The organism is Streptomyces sp. NPDC059718, from assembly GCF_042733315.1.
GTDB lineage: Bacteria > Actinomycetota > Actinomycetes > Streptomycetales > Streptomycetaceae > Actinacidiphila.
The window spans coordinates 211,747-226,570 of the sequence record NZ_JBHWGA010000003.1 but is presented as its reverse complement, the minus strand read 5'-3'; the positions used below and the strand labels follow the sequence as shown (position 1 = coordinate 226,570).

General features: G+C 72.2%; 15 protein-coding genes. 7 read left to right on the top strand and 8 right to left on the bottom strand.

Annotation, left to right across the window (positions count from 1 at the left end; genetic code table 11):
• The first annotated feature begins 92 nt into the window (after positions 1 to 92).
• The 4 genes from ACFV3E_RS05785 to ACFV3E_RS05770 all read left to right on the top strand — a co-directional run bounded on the left by ACFV3E_RS05785 (position 93) and on the right by ACFV3E_RS05770 (position 2,121).
• Complete coding sequence (locus ACFV3E_RS05785) at positions 93 to 434, top strand: hypothetical protein (RefSeq protein ID WP_500533543.1); 342 nt, start codon at positions 93 to 95, stop codon at positions 432 to 434.
• A 2-nt stretch (positions 435 to 436) separates the two neighbouring features.
• Complete coding sequence (locus ACFV3E_RS05780) at positions 437 to 661, top strand: hypothetical protein (RefSeq protein WP_500533542.1); 225 nt, start codon at positions 437 to 439, stop codon at positions 659 to 661.
• A 75-nt stretch (positions 662 to 736) separates the two neighbouring features.
• Complete coding sequence (locus ACFV3E_RS05775) at positions 737 to 1,522, top strand: peptidoglycan-binding protein (RefSeq protein ID WP_500533541.1); 786 nt, start codon at positions 737 to 739, stop codon at positions 1,520 to 1,522.
• A gap of 95 nt (positions 1,523 to 1,617) precedes the next feature.
• On the top strand, positions 1,618 to 2,121 hold the full coding sequence (locus ACFV3E_RS05770) for a hypothetical protein (RefSeq protein WP_500533540.1): 504 nt from the start codon (positions 1,618 to 1,620) through the stop codon (positions 2,119 to 2,121).
• Here the strand turns inward: ACFV3E_RS05770 and ACFV3E_RS05765 are convergent, their stop codons facing one another.
• Entirely contained in the window at positions 2,122 to 2,874 is a 753-nt protein-coding gene (locus ACFV3E_RS05765) for a GntR family transcriptional regulator (protein ID WP_500533539.1), read from the bottom strand.
• A 146-nt stretch (positions 2,875 to 3,020) separates the two neighbouring features.
• Here ACFV3E_RS05765 and ACFV3E_RS05760 point away from each other — a divergent pair, with 146 nt between their 5' ends.
• The 3 genes from ACFV3E_RS05760 to ACFV3E_RS05750 are packed head-to-tail and all read left to right on the top strand — an operon-like array spanning position 3,021 to position 3,669.
• Positions 3,021 to 3,362: a hypothetical protein gene (locus ACFV3E_RS05760; protein ID WP_500533538.1), complete on the top strand. Its 342-nt coding sequence runs from the start codon at positions 3,021 to 3,023 to the stop codon at positions 3,360 to 3,362.
• Positions 3,359 to 3,496, top strand: a complete 138-nt coding sequence (locus ACFV3E_RS05755) for a hypothetical protein (protein ID WP_500533537.1) — start codon at positions 3,359 to 3,361, stop codon at positions 3,494 to 3,496. The genes ACFV3E_RS05760 and ACFV3E_RS05755 overlap by 4 nt, the downstream gene beginning before the upstream one ends.
• Positions 3,493 to 3,669: a hypothetical protein gene (locus tag ACFV3E_RS05750; RefSeq protein WP_500533536.1), complete on the top strand. Its 177-nt coding sequence runs from the start codon at positions 3,493 to 3,495 to the stop codon at positions 3,667 to 3,669. Before ACFV3E_RS05755 ends, ACFV3E_RS05750 begins: the two co-directional genes overlap by 4 nt.
• 133 nt (positions 3,670 to 3,802) lie before the next feature.
• On the opposite strand, the gene ACFV3E_RS05745 is transcribed toward ACFV3E_RS05750, so the two are convergent.
• From ACFV3E_RS05745 to ACFV3E_RS05715, 7 genes are all read right to left on the bottom strand, one after another.
• Positions 3,803 to 4,270, bottom strand: a complete 468-nt coding sequence (locus ACFV3E_RS05745) for a hypothetical protein (RefSeq protein WP_500533535.1) — start codon at positions 4,268 to 4,270, stop codon at positions 3,803 to 3,805.
• Between the two features lie 229 nt (positions 4,271 to 4,499).
• Positions 4,500 to 6,770, bottom strand: coding sequence for a ComEC/Rec2 family competence protein (locus ACFV3E_RS05740; RefSeq protein ID WP_500533534.1), 2,271 nt, complete (start codon positions 6,768 to 6,770; stop codon positions 4,500 to 4,502).
• Positions 6,767 to 7,501, bottom strand: a complete 735-nt coding sequence (locus tag ACFV3E_RS05735) for a ComEA family DNA-binding protein (protein ID WP_500533533.1) — start codon at positions 7,499 to 7,501, stop codon at positions 6,767 to 6,769. Before ACFV3E_RS05735 ends, ACFV3E_RS05740 begins: the two co-directional genes overlap by 4 nt.
• Before the next feature lie 298 nt (positions 7,502 to 7,799).
• Complete coding sequence (locus tag ACFV3E_RS05730) at positions 7,800 to 8,645, bottom strand: DegV family protein (RefSeq protein WP_500533532.1); 846 nt, start codon at positions 8,643 to 8,645, stop codon at positions 7,800 to 7,802.
• A 102-nt stretch (positions 8,646 to 8,747) separates the two neighbouring features.
• Positions 8,748 to 9,392, bottom strand: coding sequence for a hypothetical protein (locus tag ACFV3E_RS05725; RefSeq protein ID WP_500533531.1), 645 nt, complete (start codon positions 9,390 to 9,392; stop codon positions 8,748 to 8,750).
• Between the two features lie 222 nt (positions 9,393 to 9,614).
• A complete protein-coding gene (gene leuS / locus ACFV3E_RS05720; RefSeq protein WP_500533530.1) occupies positions 9,615 to 12,470 on the bottom strand; it encodes a leucine--tRNA ligase in 2,856 nt (951 codons plus the stop codon).
• 266 nt (positions 12,471 to 12,736) lie between these two features.
• Complete coding sequence (locus tag ACFV3E_RS05715) at positions 12,737 to 14,698, bottom strand: S53 family peptidase (protein WP_500533529.1); 1,962 nt, start codon at positions 14,696 to 14,698, stop codon at positions 12,737 to 12,739.
• Positions 14,699 to 14,824: the final 126 nt, after the last annotated feature.

Sequence of the window (14,824 nt, the reverse complement as noted above, 5' to 3'; positions counted from 1 at the left end):
CCCACCCGAGAGCCCCGGCCCACCAGCCGGGGTTTTCGCATGTCCAGACCCGCGCCGGATCGTCCTGCGCCCAACCCATCAGGAGGACCCGCGTGCCTGACCTGCTCACCATCCTGTCCGCAGCCGAGGAGGCGGGAGCCGGCCCGGACGTCGGAGCGCTGATAGGCCAGTTCAGCCAGTACGGCATCGTCGGTCTGATCGTCGTGCTCCTGATCTGGGGCGTCCTCGTGCCGAAGTACGTGATGAACGCCCTGACCACCGAGAAGGACAACTGGCGCACGGCCTTCGAGCAGGAGCGGGCCGCCCACCAGGTCACCCGCGAGCAGCTCGCCAAAGCCGAGGAGCGCGGAGACGTGGCAGTGGAGCAGGGCAGGGCGATGACCCGGCTCCTCCAGGAGTTGGGTCACCAGTCCCAGAGCATCGGGAGCGCCTGACCATGTGGGTCTCCCCGCGACGAGCACACCCGTCTCCCGAGTCGGAGACCGCGCTGAGGGCCGCCGAGAAGTCCCTCCAGGACGCCCAGGAGCGCATGCCCGAGGCCCAGGCCCGCCTGGTCGAGAGCCGCCGCGTCAAGGAGCAGCTCCAGGCCCACAACCTGGTGAGCTACTCGGCCGTGGCCCAGGCCCTCGTCTTCGGCCAGAGGCCCACCGCGGCCTCCTGAGCCCCTCTCCCCCACGCCCTCCTGGTCACCGCCAGGAGGGCTTCTTCATGCCCGCCAGAGACCCGAGGAACCGCCATGAAGCTCGTCACCAGAACCCAGCTCGGATGGGGCCCGTCGGCCGCTCCGATACAGACCTCCGCCAAGGGCGTGAAGGTCCACTACGAGGGGACCGAGGTCTCCGAGGACCTGCTCACGGATCACGCCCTGTGTCTCGCCGAGTGGAAGGCCATCCGGAAGAGCCACCTGGCCAACCCCAAGGAGCACTACTCCGACATCGCCTACAACTTCGGCGCGTGCCCGCACGGGTTCCTCCTGGAAGGCCGGGGTCTCGGCAAGCGCTCCGGGGCCAACGGCAGCCAGCCGCTGAACGTCGCCCACTACGCCATCGTGGGCCTGGTCGGCAGCGAGGGCCTCACCGAGCCCACGGACGAGATGCTCGCCGCGATCCGCTACGGCATCGAGCTGCTCCGGCAGCACGGCGCCGGGGACGAGATACGGGGCCACTGCGACGGCTACGCCACCTCGTGCCCCGGTGGACCGCTCTACGCCTGGGTGAAGAAGGGCGCTCCCCGCCCCGAGGGCACCGAGCCGGCCGCGCACCCGGTGAAGCAGTACGAGCCCTTCCCCGGGGCCTCCTGGTTCAAGATGGGTCGCCGCTCCCCCGTCGTCGCCCGCATGCACGACCGCCTCGTGGCCGTCGGCTGCAACCGGTACAAGAACAGCCGGAACAAGGACGTCATCGGCTCCGGCGACGTGGCCTCCTACGAGGCGTGGCAGCGGCACCTCGGCTTCACCGGCAAGGCCGCCACCTGGCCTCCGGGCCCGGCAAGTTGGGCCGCATTGAAGGTCCCGAAGGACTGAACCCCCTACGTGTCTCTGGCGGACACACGAGAGCCCCCGATCTCCCTCGCGGAGATCGGGGGCTCTTTCGTCGTTTCCCTGATAAGAATCCCGGTGTGGATGCAGGACTCGCGGCCGTCCTCGGTGCGGCTATCGGTGGAGGTCTCACGGGGCTGACGGCCGTTGGAACGGGACTCTTCGGGCTCCGGACGGCTCGCCTACAGCTCAAGTCCCAGGAGTCAGAGGCCGCTCGACAACGGCGCTTCGACAGTCTCCGGGAGAGGCGCGAACCCCGCTCGCAGGCGTACGCCGAGTTCGTCGCGGCTGGCCAGGACTTCGTGGACATCCTTCAGGGACGGGACAGCGACGCGTTCCTGAGCCAGTACGAAGTTCTTCAACGCAACCTCCGCAAGCGCCGCGCGACCGTCGCAATCGCCGGGCCGGATGCCGTGGTGCAGGCGGCAGGCGAATTCGCCCGCGAGGTCCAGCGGGCACGTGTGGAGTTGTCGCACACGGCCCCAGGACCCCTGGGGGTCTTCCGAGGCCGGGTCGTACAACGATTGGACGCCTTCACCAAAGCCGCCCGAGCCGCTCTAGAAGACGAGGGCCACCAGGTGTAGTCAGACCAGCGGGATGTCGAACTCGATCACGGTCGTGTCGCCACGGCGGACGATCGGGTACGCGACCTCCACGACCCGGCCGTCCTGAGCGACGTGCCGCCGGGTGTAGCGGACCACCGGGACCCCGGAGCCGATCTTCAAGGTCTTCGCCTCGTGCTCCGTCGGCATGCCGCAGGTGAACGACTCCTTCACCAGGATCACTGCGATGCCCAGCGTGCCCAGTTGAGCCCGCGTCCCGCCCGGCCAGGGCTCATGGATCGGGTCCGCCACCGGGGTCCCCTCCACATCGCTCCAGCGCAGGTACGACGTCGACATCTGGGTGGGCTGGTCGTTGTCGTAGAAGACGAAGTGGCGGGCCAACAACTCCTCGCCGGGCTCGCACTCGAAGAGGGCCGCCAGCTCGTGCGTGGCCTCTACGCGCTCGAACATCTTGTCCAAGCGGTACTCGCTCCAGCCGATCCCCTGGTCCCGCGTGAAGGGCGTTGAGGGGACTCCGGCCTTGTTCCGGTAGCGGTCGGCCGTCAGCCGGTGGATCGGGGGCCTCTCCCGAACTCGGGTTCCGGCTCGGGCCCGTGTCTCGATGAGGCCCTCGTTCCTGAGGAGCGCGAGGGCGTTCCTCACCGTGGTCTCGGAGACCTCGTACGCCTCCGCCAGCTCCGGGAGCGTCGGGATCTGATCGCCGATCCCGAACTCGCCCGAGGAGATGCGGTTCCGCAGGTCAGCAGCGATCCGCAGGTATCCCGGCTGTTCCACGCCCCACCACCGTTTCGAGTGATCGCCCGCAATCTGTGCACAGAAACTACCCCGGTCGGCTTGACCCTGGCCAACACCGCCCTCCAATCTGTGCAACAGAAACTCTCTATCTGTTAGACAGAAAGCCGCGAAGCCGGGGGTCGTACATGCCCGAAACAGGACACACGTGGCGCATAGAGTTCGCCGCGCAGCCGACCGAGGCCCCCATGGTCCGCGAGTGGGTCTCCTTACGCCTGGACCACCCGGACGCGGCCCAGGTCGCCAACGAGCTGTTCGTCAGCGTCCTGTCCACGGGGAGCCCCCGGGTCGAGATGACCCTGTCGACGGCAGGGCGCCGGAGCCGCATCACGGCGGCCGGCTCGATCGAGATGTCTCTCCGACACAGCCACGGCCCCGGCTTCGCCATCGTCAGCGCCCTGTCCACCCTTTACGGCTTGAACACCGACGGCCTCGGGGTCTGGGCCCAGCTCACCTCGGAGGACCAGTGAGCACGACCGAGATGACCGAGCATCAGCGGGCGTACGGCGCCCTGCTGGACCACCTGACGGATCACGCGGACTGCTTCCCGGGCTCCTGCCCCGAGGGAGACGCCCTGCGTCAGGCCGAGCGGGAGGCGCGATGACCGCCAGGTGCCCCGGGGGCAACCACGACTTCCCGGTGGACGACGAGTGGGGCGCCTACTGCGACGAGCACGGGGTGGCCATGGACCGGAAGTCCGACTGGACCCTCCCCGCCCCCACCGAGGAGGGCAGCCGTGGAGAGCACGACGTTCCCGTGGCTCCGAGCGCTGACTGACGAGGAGGCGTACGAGTTCCTGGGCGAGCTGCTCGCCATCGCCCAGGGCGCCGGTAGCCGCACGACCTTCCTCCGGAGGGTCGACACCCTCGTCTTCGAGTGGTCGGTGACCGACGGCGCCCCGGGCGTCTCGTCAGAGCACGATGATCGTTCCGTCCTGCGCCATCCTCGCGTTCCAGGGGAGGCCGGATGAGTCGAGCTGGCTGACCTGCCCCGTCCAGGCGGGCGCGAGGGACCACACCCGGCCGGGCTCCTCCAGGTACTGCTGGGCGTAGAGCGTCGCCGGGTTGGCGACCGTGATCATGCAGAGATCCGGGAATGCTGCGCTGAATCCCACATTGACGTAGGCGGATGCGCTCCCGGCTTTTTGTGCTGCCGTTGTAATTGACGCGACGTTGGCCTTGTTGGCGTTTCTGTCATTCCAACTGTCAGCACATCCCTGGAGGGCGTCGAGGGCCGTATCCGCGACGCTCTCCCCGTTTTCCGTGGGGGCGATGACGGCCGTGTCACCCGTGCTGAGCTGGGCGTTGACGACTGCACCACCGGCACCGGCCACGATGGCACACAGGGCCGCTAAGGCGATCTTCTTACGCGAGGACATCGCCCTCCAGAAGCCCCGCATCTGCGGAGGGCGACTGGGCACGGGCGGGATTCCTGTAGGGGTCTCATAGGACATACAGGAATCCTAGGAGTGGTTCATGAGCCGCCCGCTCAGTCCACTCCAAGAATGCTGAAGTCGATGCATTTTAAACTCCACCCACTACCCTGGAACGTCACCCAGGTGCCCCGCCCCACGAGCGGCCTAGGGGCTCCCGAGCCACCGACGATCTTCAGGGCGAGGCTCCCAAAGTCTCAAGTAGGTGTCCTCTAAGGAATTTGTGGTGGGCGACCTTCAGGACGTCGACGCGCGGGAGGTCCGGGACGGCGGTGAGGAGCGCGTGCTGGGCCGCGGGCTCCAGGTCGCCCAGGAGGAGCACGGTGAGTCCTGCGGTGCGGACCAGCAGGGTGACGCTGGCGTCGTTGGGATTGGCGTCGTCGGTGCCCGCGAAGAGGGAGGGCGCGGCGGGCCACAGCACACGCCAGTCGAGGGGGCCCAGGCGGCGGCGCTCCCCGGGCGTCGCGCGCAGCAGGGGAACGCGGGCGGCGGCCGCCTGACGGCGTACGAAGGCGGCCTGGTCGGAGGGTTCGTCGAGGGTGGTGGTCTCGATGGCGCCCACGGAACGGCCGCGCAGGACCCCGGGGAGGCCGGCGACATGGTCGGCGTGGAAATGCGTGAGGACGAGCAGCGGGATCGCGGTGACCCCGAGCGAACGCAGGCAGCGGTCGACGAGGCGGGGCTCCGGGCCGGTGTCCACCACGACGGCGGCGCCGTCGCCCGCGGAGAGCACCAGCGCGTCGCCCTGGCCTACGTCGCAGGCCACCAGCCGCCAGGCCGGGGGCGGCCAGCCGGTCACCGAGCGGGGCAGCGGCGCGGGACGTACGACGGCCAGCACGAGCAGCAGCGCGGCGGCCGCGCACAGCCAGGGACGGCGCAGGAGGCGGCGCCCCGCCGCGACCACCACCACGGTGACGGCCGCCAGCAGCAGGGCGCCCGCCCAGGTGCCGGGCCAGTCGAGCGTCGCCCCGGGCAGGGCGGCACCGCGCCGGGCGACCGCCGCGATCCAGCCGGCGGGCCAGCCCGCGACCCAGGCGAGGGCCTTGGCGACGGGCATGGCGAAGGGCGCCGCGGCCAGGGCGGCGAAGCCGAGGACGGTGGCGGGGCCCACCGCGAGTTCCGCCAGCAGGTTGCAGGGGACGGCGACCAGGCTGACGTGGGCGGCCAGCACCGCCACCACCGGGGCGCACACCGCCTGCGCGGCCGCCGCCGCGGCCAGGACCTCCGCGAGGCGCGGTGGCACCCGCCGGTGCCGCAGGGCGGTGCTCCAGCGCGGGGCGAGGACCAGGAGCGCACCGGTGGCCAGCACGGACAGCGCGAAGCCGTACGAGCGGGCGAGCCAGGGATCGTGGAGGAGGAGCAGCAGGGCGGCCCCGCACAGCGCGGGCAGCAGGCTGCGGCGGCGGCCCGTGCCGATGGCCAGCAGGGTGATCAGCCCGCAGGCGGCCGCGCGCAGCACGCTCGGGTCCGGCCGGCACACGACGACGAAGGCCACGGTGAGCACTCCCCCGAGCACGGCCGTCACGCGGAGCGGGAGGGCCAGCCGCGGTGCCAGGCCGCCGCGCTCGGCGCGCAGCGCGAGACCGGGCGGACCGATCAGCAGGATCAGCACGAGTGAGAGGTTGGAACCGCTGACCGCGGTCAGATGGGTCAGGTCGGTGGCCTCGAACGCGTCGTGCAACTCCACCGGGATACGGGAGGTGTCCCCGACGACCAGTCCGGGAAGGAGGGCACGGGCGTCGGGCGGCAGGCCCTCGGTGGCCTCGCGCAGCCCCGCGCGGAGTCCGCCGGCCACACGTTGCGCACGGCCGGGCGGCCCCACGACGCGCGGCGGCCCTCGCACCGACAGCACCGCGGCGATCCGGTCGCCCGGCCCCGCCGCCGGGGCGAGCCGGGCCTCCGCGTCGACGCGCGTGCCGGGCAGCAACGTCAGCCAGATACGGGCGGGTTGCCGGGCGATGAGCAGCACCGGTGTGCGGACGGCGGTCGTCGTGCCCCTCGCCGCCACGCGTACGGCCTCGGCCTCCACCAGCACCGCGTCCGGCGCCCGGACGGCCCCGCGCACCTGCGGGCGGATCAGCCGGGGATCCGCCGTCAGCCGCAACTCCACCCTCGCATGCGCGTGTTCGGCCGCCAGGGCGGGCACCGGGCCACGGTGCAGGTCCGCGCAGTGCAGCCCCGCCACGGCCGCGGACGCCGCCGCGCAGAGCGCCACGGTGGCCACCGACGTCCACCGGCGTACGAACGACGCGAGCGCCACCAGGACGACCAGCGCGCACGCCCCCACCACGGCTCGCCCCGGCGCCGCGAGGGCGACGCCCGCGGCGAGCCAGGCCGCGAGGGCCGGGGCCACCAGACGGAGGTCCGGCGGGGCCTCCTGGCGCGGGTTCGACGCGCCCCGGGGTGAGGCGGCGGCCGCGTGCACCGCCGGGCGGGGCGCGCTCATGGGGTGACCAGTGGCTTGAGGTCGGAGAACCGGCGGTCCCCGATGCCGTTGACGTCACGCAGTTGCTCGACGGAGGTGAAACCGCCGTGCCGGCCGCGGTAGTCGATGATGTGCCGGGCGAGCACCGGCCCCACACCGGGCAGGGCGTCCAACTGCTCGGCGGTGGCGGCGCTGAGGCTGACCGGACCGCTCGCCGCGGCGGTTCCCTCGCCCCCGGCGGCCGGTTGCGGGGCGGGGCGGCCCACGACGATCTGCTCCCCGTCGGCCAGCAGGCGGGCCAGGTTCAGGGCGCTGGTGTCCGTACCGGGCAGCGCTCCCCCGGCGGCGTCCACGGCGTCCGCCACCCGGGACCCCTCGGGCAGCCGGCGCAACCCCGGCCTCCTGACCTTGCCGGCGACGTCCACGACCAGCACCGGCTTCGCCCCCGGCGCGGGGCTCGGCACCCGTGGCCCGGCCGCGGCGGAAGCCCGCGCGGCGGCGGGGGCCTCGGCCGCGGCGGGCAGCGCCGCGGCGACCGGCGGCACCGCCACGGTGCGCGGCCGGCCGGTCCGGAAGTGGTGCACCGCGAAGGCGAGCGCGACGAGGAGGACGACGGCCAGGGCGGCCGCCGTCTTCGCCTCGATGCCGCAGCGGACGGAGAGCCAGGTGGGTAGGCGCTCGGTGAGGGCCAGGCGCCAGGCGCCCCCGGCGCGGCGTCCCGGCGGATCCGGCGCGGCCGGCCGTTCCGGCACGGCCAACCGCTCCGGCGCATCCGGTCGTTCCGGTGGATCCGGTGCCGCCGCGCCCGCCCCACCCCGTGGCGCGGGACGGGCCGGCGGACGGTCGAAGAGGGCTGCGGCCCGTTCCCGGACCGCGTCGGCGGCGGGCCCGGGTGCGGGCACGCGTGCGGACGGGTGCCTGCGGTGGCGAGGAGTTGCGGTGGTCGATCCCATGTCAGGGACGGTAGGCGGACCGGCGCCAACAAGATGATCTTGCTCAAGTCCTGTGGACTGTCCAGAGGTTGTGGATAACCCCCTCGCCCGAAAGGGGTCACAGCGGGGAGACGACCGCCCCCAGCAGCCCGGGCCCGGTGTGGGCGCCGATCACCGCGCCGACCTCGCTGAGGACGAGGGTGTTGAGCCCGGGGACCCGCGCCCGCAGCCGCTCCGCCAGGGCGGACGCGCGGTCCGCGGCGGCGAGGTGGTGGACGGCGATGTCCACCGGACGGGTGCCCGCCCGCTCGACGACGATCTCCTCGAGCCGCGCCAGCGCCTTGGAGGCCGTACGCACCTTCTCCAGCAGCTGGATGCGGCCCTCGTCCAGCTGCAGCAGCGGCTTCACCGCGAGCGCCGATCCGAGCAGCGCCTGCGCCGCGCCGATGCGTCCGCCCCTGCGCAGGTAGTCCAGGGTGTCCACGTAGAAGTACGCCGACGTGTCCGACGCCCGCTTCTCCGCCGCCGCCACGATCTCGTCCGCGGAGCCGCCCCCCTCCGCCGCCTCGGCGGCGCTCAGCACCGGGAACCCGAGGGCCATGGCGACCATCGCGGTGTCCACGACGCGCACCGGCACGGGCGCGTCCGCCCCCGCGAGCAGCGCGGCGTCGTAGGTGCCGGAGAACTCCGCCGACAGGTGCAGGGAGACGATCTCGGTCGCGCCCGACTCCGCCACCGCGCGGTAGGCGGTGGCGAATTCCTCGGGGCTCGGCCGCGACGTGGTGACGGGCTTGCGGCGTTGCAGGGCGCGGGCGACCGCGGGCGCCGACACCTCGGTGCCCTCTTCCAGCGCTTCGTCGCCGATCACCACCGCCAGGGGCACCACGGTGATCCGGTGCCGGGTCAGGGCCTCCTGCGGCAGGTAGGCCGTGGAATCGGTGACGATAGCGACATGGGACGACATGTGCGGGAGGTTACCCGCGCCGAAGGCCGGGCGACAGTACGGCTCCGCCGAGGTGAACCCCGGTGAACGTCCCCGCGGCATGTCCCGGCCGCGCCCGGCCCCTCACAGCGCCTTGGGTGGCTGTCCGGTGCCCGGCTCGGGCATCCGCTCGCGCCGCGTCCCCGGCTGAGTGCGCGGTTCCGGTTCCGGCTCCGGCAGCGCCGAGGGCGCCCAGTGCCGCAACGCCCCGGCCTCCAGGTCGATGTCGCGGCCCAGCGCCGCGAGGTCGTCGTCGGCGAAGCGGCGGGCCCGGTCCTGGGCTGCCCAGCGCAGCGAGTCCGCGGAGTGGGTGATGCGCCGCGTACGCTCCTCGAGCTCGCCGATCCGGGCCGCGATGCGGGAGCGGTCGGGCTCGCGCTCCAGCAGCCGCAGCTCCGCGTCAAGCTCCCGGGCGTGGGAGCTCAGCCTGGCCAGCAGCGCGACGGCCTCGCTCAGCGACGGGTCGACGGCGGCCTGCCCTTCCAGCGCCGCTTCCGTGCTCGTGACGGACGTACGCAGCGCCAGGCGCAGCTCCGCGAGCTTCCCGGCGGGCCCGGGCCGGCTGTAGCGGCGGGCCTTCAGACCGGTGTCCTCGACCACGCGGCGGGCCTCGATGCTGGTGCGCTCCACCCCGCGCTTGACCGCCCGCGCCGTCTTGACCGCGGCGACGACACCGAGCGCCACGAAGGAGGCGAAGAGCAGCAGGATCACGGCGACGGCGACATCCACGGCGGCTCCTCTGCCCGGTCGGCCCGGTCCGTCCGACCGGGCCGATCTGCTCGATCGGTTGTATGCCCACCGTAAACGGACGGGGGCGGGCAAGGGTTCCGGGAGAACCCCTACCCGCCCCTTACACCGACCTGCGCGGACCGGGCGACCAGCCGGGCATCAGGCCCGAGCCGAGCACGCCATCAGCCCATCCGACCGAGCGCGTCATCACGCCGGCACGCATCACGCAGGAACGATGTTCACCAGCTTCGGCGCCCGCACGATCACCTTGCGGACCCCCGCGCCGTCCAGCGCGGCCACGACCGCCGGGTCGGCCAGGGCCTGGGCCTCCAGGTCGGCGTCGGAGATCGTCGGCGGCACCTCCAGACGGGCCTTGATCTTGCCCTTGATCTGGACGACGCAGGTGACGGCCTCGTCCACCACGTACGCCGGGTCGGCCACCGGCAGGTCCTCGTGCGCCAGCGACCCGTCGTGTCCCAGGCGCCGCCACAGCTCCTCGGCGATGTGCGGGGCCAGCGGCGCGATCAGCAGCACCAGCGGCTCGGCGACCGAGCGCGGCACCGGGCCGCCCGCCTTGGTCAGGTGGTTGTTCAGCTCGGTGATCTTGGCGATGGCGGTGTTGAAGCGCAGGCCCTCCAGGTCCTGGCGGACGCCGTCGATCGCCTTGTGCAGGGCGCGCAGGGTGTCCTCGTCCGGCTCGGCGCCGGTCACCGTGACCTCGCCGGTCGTCTCGTCCACGACGTTGCGCCACAGCCGCTGCAGCAGCCGGTACTGGCCGACGACCGCGCGGGTGTCCCAGGGCCGGGAGACGTCCAGCGGGCCCATCGCCATCTCGTACAGGCGCAGGGTGTCGGCGCCGTACTCGGCGGCGATCTCGTCCGGGGTGACGGCGTTCTTCAGGGACTTGCCCATCTTGCCCAGCTCGCGCTTGACCTGCTCGCCGCCGTACCACCAGCCGCCGTCGCGCTCCTCGACCTCGGCCGCCGGAACGGGGAAGCCGCGGCCGTCGCGGTAGACGTAGGCCTGGATCATGCCCTGGTTGAACAGCTTGTGGAACGGCTCCACCGACGACACGTGGCCCAGGTCGAACAGCACCTTGGACCAGAAGCGCGCGTACAGCAGGTGCAGCACCGCGTGCTCGGCGCCGCCGACGTACAGGTCGACGCCGCCGTGCGGCTGCCCCTCGCGCGGGCCCATCCAGTACCGCTCGATCTCGGGGTCGACCAGCTTCCGGTCGTTGTGCGGGTCCAGGTAGCGCAGCTCGTACCAGCAGGAACCGGCCCAGTTGGGCATGGTGTTGGTCTCGCGGCGGTACGGGCGCACGCCGCGGCCGTCGCCCAGGTCCAGCTCGACGTGGACCCACTCCGCGTTGCGGGACAGCGGGGTCTCGGGCTCGGTGTCCGCGTCGTCCGGTTCGAAGGTGCGCGGGGAGTAGTCCTCGACCTCGGGCAGCTCCAGCGGCAGCATCGACTCGGGCAGCGGGTGGGCGACGCCGTCCTCGTCGTAGACGATCGGGAAGGGCTCGCCCCAGTACCGCTGGCGGCTGAACAGCCAGTCGCGCAGGCGGAAGTTGATGGTGCCCTCGCCGATGCCGCGCTGCTCCAGGTACGCGATGACCTTGCGCTTGGCGTCGGCGACCTCCAGGCCGTTCAGGTCGATCTCGTCGTTGGCGGAGTTGATCGCCGGGCCCTGGCCGGTGTACGCCTCGCCCTCCCAGCCCTCGGGCGGCCGGACGGTGCGGATGATGGGCAGGTCGAAGACGGTGGCGAACTCCCAGTCGCGCTCGTCCTGGCCGGGGACGGCCATGATCGCGCCGGTGCCGTAGCCCATCAGGACGTAGTCCGCGACGAAGACCGGGACGCGGGTGCCGGTCAGCGGGTTCACGGCGTACGCGCCGCTGAAGACGCCGGTCTTGTTCTTGCCCTCGGTCTGCCGCTCGACGTCCGACTTGGACTGGGCCTGCTTGCGGTACTCCGCGACGGCCTCGGCCGGGGTGGCCGCGCCGCCGGTCCAGGCGTCCTTGGTGCCCTCCGGCCACGCGGCCGGCACCACGGTGTCGACCAGCGGGTGCTCGGGGGCCAGCACCATGTAGGTGGCGCCGAACAGGGTGTCCGGACGCGTGGTGAAGACGGTGATCGGGCTCTCGCCGTGGCCCTCGACCGCGAAGTCGACCCTGGCGCCCTCTGAGCGCCCGATCCAGTTGCGCTGCTGCAGCTTGATCGCCTCGGGCCAGTCCAGCGCGTCCAGGTCGGCCAGCAGGCGGTCCGCGTAAGCGGTGATGCGCATCATCCACTGGCGCAGCTTGGCCTTGAAGACGGGGAAGTTCCCGCGCTCGGAGCGGCCGTCGGCGGTGACCTCCTCGTTGGCCAGCACGGTGCCCAGGCCGGGGCACCAGTTGACCGGGGACTCCGAGGCGTAGGCCAGGCGGTACTCACCCAGGACGGCGTCGCGCTCGACAGGGCTCAGCTCCGCCCAGGCGCGCCCGTCGGGCGTCCGCCGCTCGCCCTTCTCGAACTGCTCGACCAGCTCGCCGATGGGGCGGGCGCGGTCGGCCTGGGGGTCGTACCAGGAGTTGAAGATCTGCAGGAAGATCCACTGGGTCCACTTGTAGTAGTCCGGGTCGATCGTGGCGAACGACCGGCGCTTGTCGTGGCCCAGGCCCAGCCGGCGCAGCTGGGACTTCATGTTGTTCATGGCCGCCTCGGTGGTGACCCGAGGGTGCTCGCCGGTCTGCACGGCGTGCTGCTCGGCGGGCAGGCCGAAGGCGTCGAAGCCCAGGGTGTGCAGCACGTTGTGCCCGGTCATCCGCTGGAAGCGGGCGAAGACGTCGGTGGCGATGTAGCCCAGGGGGTGGCCGACGTGCAGTCCCGCACCCGAGGGGTACGGGAACATGTCCATGATGAACTTCTTGGGTTTGGCCAGCTCGCCGTCCCCGGCCAGGTCACCGGTGGGGTTGGGCGCGGCGAAGGTCTGGTGCTCGTCCCAGAAGTCCTGCCAGCGGCTCTCGATGTCGGCGGCCAGGGCGGCCGTGTAGCGGTGGGGCGCAGCCGCCTCCGCGGCGGGGGTGGTCTCGCTCATCGTCCTTCGTACTCCATCGCTGTCATGACGGCCTGCGGCCCGGCCGCCGTACGGACATCTGCCTGCGCAACTGCGGAAACGAAAAAGCCCCTCGCACAGGAGGGGCGCCGCACTGACATCGATCGTGGTCAGCGCGGCTTGCTAAGCAGAAGGCGTACGGCACGCATGGGGTCAGGGTACCGCAGAGCGGGAAGGGCCCGCACCGAGGTTCCCCCCGGTGCGGGCCCTTCCCTGCCGTTCCCACCGCTGATCAGCGGTGGTGCGGCTCAGCGGTGGTGCGGCAGGTACGAGTCGAGGTAGCCGCGCGCCGGGGTGCCGACGCCGGTCACGTCGTCGTAGCCGGCGACCGCGGACAGCGAGCTGTCCTTGCCGAGGCTGCGGAGCGAGGTGATCGTGCCGTCCGCCGCGTCGAAGCCGTTGGCGTAGTCCACGCGGACGACCGCGAGGTCCTTGCCGCGGCCCAGCGGGTGGTCGGTCACGTCGTGGTACGCGCCGGTGCCGTAGCGGTCGTAGATCAGCGGGTTGGCGAAGCCGATCGGCACGCCGTGCCGGGCCTGCTGCGCCAACGCCTGGACGCCCGCGATCACCGGGGCGGCGAGCGACGTGCCGCCGATCCGGTACTCGCTGTACTGGAAGGACCCGTCCGGGAAGGCCTGGGTCTGGCCGACCAGGAAGCCGGTGTTCGGGTCGGCGACGGCCGAGATGTCCGGCTCGACGCGCTGCTTGACCGTGCCGCCGTTGGCCAGCGCGAGCGAGTTGGGAACCACGCCGCGCTGGTAGAAGGGCTGCGCGTAGAGCTTGCTGGTGCCGCCGCCGGCGCCGGAGGTGTAGGCGCCGGGGAAGGCCGTCCAGCTCGAGCCGTCCTCGGCCAGCGTGGCCTTCAGGGTGCCCCAGCCGGTCTCCCACTGGTACGTGTCGCCCTTGCCGACGGCGAGCGAGGTGCCGCCGACGGAGGTGACCCAGGGGGAGTTCGCCGGGGTGTCGACCTGCTTCGCGCCGTGCGCCGCGACGTTGTCGCCCGCGTCGCCCGAGGAGAAGTAGAAGCCGATGCCCTCGACCGCGCCGATCTGGAAGATCTGGTCGTACGCGGCGGCGATGTCCGGGGTCTCGTTGCTCTCGATGTCGCCCCAGGAGTTGGAGACGATGTCGGCGAGCCGGTGGTCGACGATCTTGCCGAGCGCGTCGAGCAGGTCGTCGTCGGTGCAGGAGGAGGCGCCGACGTAGGTGATGTCGGCGGCCGGGGCGACCGCGTGCACCGCCTCGACGTCCAGGGTCTCCTCGCCGTACCAGCCGGAGGCGTCGCACTCGTCGGGACTCGTGTAGCGGTAGTCGGCCGGCAGCACCTGGGAGAGCTGGCCGCGCTTGTAGGCCGCGTCGCCGTTGCGGGCTGCGTACTTCTTGGCGTCGGCGACGATCGTCGGGGAGGCGAACGCGTCGGTGATGGCGACGGTGACGCCCTTGCCGTTGTACGAGCCCGCGCCGTAGGCGGCGCGCAACTGCTCGCCCGTGTAGCCCTTGACGGCGTAGGGGGCGCGCGTGCCGTAGGCGACCGGCAGCTTCTTGTTCGTGTTCGACCCGTAGTACGTGGAGAAGGGGCCGGAGTTCTTGAAGACGGCGCCGGGCGGCGGCAGCGTGTCCTGGTGCTGCGCGCGCCGCGGGGAGTTGTCCAGGCCGGTGACGGTGAGCACCGCGCCGCCCAGGGAGGCGGGGACGGAGGCGGTCCCGGTCGGGGCGTGGTAGGTCTTGGCGCCCTTCGCGTAGTTGTGGAGCTGGGTGCCGAACGCCTGCTCCGCGTCGGCGACGTCGCCGGTCACGGTCAGGTAGTGCTCGTCGACGCCGGTGACCTTCAGCCCGGAGGACTCCAGCCACTGCCGCGTCTGCGCGATCTGCTGCGCGGAGGCGCCGAAGCGGGCCTTGGCCTGCTTCGCCGAGAGGAACGTGCCGTACGAGGTGGAGCCGGGGTCGGACACGGCCTGGGCGTAGGCGGCCAGGCCCTGGGCGTCACGGCCGGCCAGGTACACCCGGAGGGTGACCTCCGCCGAGTCGGCGGTGGCGCCCTTGTCGGCCTTGGCGGTGGCCCACGCCGGCTTGCTGCCGGCGAGGCTGTGACGTCCGTGCGGTGCGTCGGCCTGGGCGGTGGGTATGCCCATCGCCAGCGCACCGGCGACCAGAGGCAGTGTCGCTGCCAGGGCCAGGCCGGCCCGCTTTCTCGAGCGGGTTGAGCTCATGAAACCCCCTGCTGTGTGAAGTTCGCGCGGAGTGGCGGCGCGCCGGAAACGGCAGCGCGCGTGGACCGCCACGCCACTCTCGCGGTGAACAGCTCATGCCAGGGACATGCGTTCGCCAAGAAGGAC

Coding starts and splice junctions, on each gene's coding strand:
- leuS (WP_500533530.1), bottom strand. CDS start 12,470: ATGAGCGAGACCACCCCCGCCGCGGAGGCGGCTGCGCCCCACCGCTAC.
- ACFV3E_RS05745 (WP_500533535.1), bottom strand. CDS start 4,270: ATGTCCTCGCGTAAGAAGATCGCCTTAGCGGCCCTGTGTGCCATCGTG.
- ACFV3E_RS05750 (WP_500533536.1), top strand. CDS start 3,493: ATGACCGCCAGGTGCCCCGGGGGCAACCACGACTTCCCGGTGGACGAC.
- ACFV3E_RS05760 (WP_500533538.1), top strand. CDS start 3,021: ATGCCCGAAACAGGACACACGTGGCGCATAGAGTTCGCCGCGCAGCCG.
- ACFV3E_RS05775 (WP_500533541.1), top strand. CDS start 737: ATGAAGCTCGTCACCAGAACCCAGCTCGGATGGGGCCCGTCGGCCGCT.
- ACFV3E_RS05780 (WP_500533542.1), top strand. CDS start 437: ATGTGGGTCTCCCCGCGACGAGCACACCCGTCTCCCGAGTCGGAGACC.
- ACFV3E_RS05740 (WP_500533534.1), bottom strand. CDS start 6,770: ATGAGCGCGCCCCGCCCGGCGGTGCACGCGGCCGCCGCCTCACCCCGG.
- ACFV3E_RS05715 (WP_500533529.1), bottom strand. CDS start 14,698: ATGAGCTCAACCCGCTCGAGAAAGCGGGCCGGCCTGGCCCTGGCAGCG.
- ACFV3E_RS05730 (WP_500533532.1), bottom strand. CDS start 8,645: ATGTCGTCCCATGTCGCTATCGTCACCGATTCCACGGCCTACCTGCCG.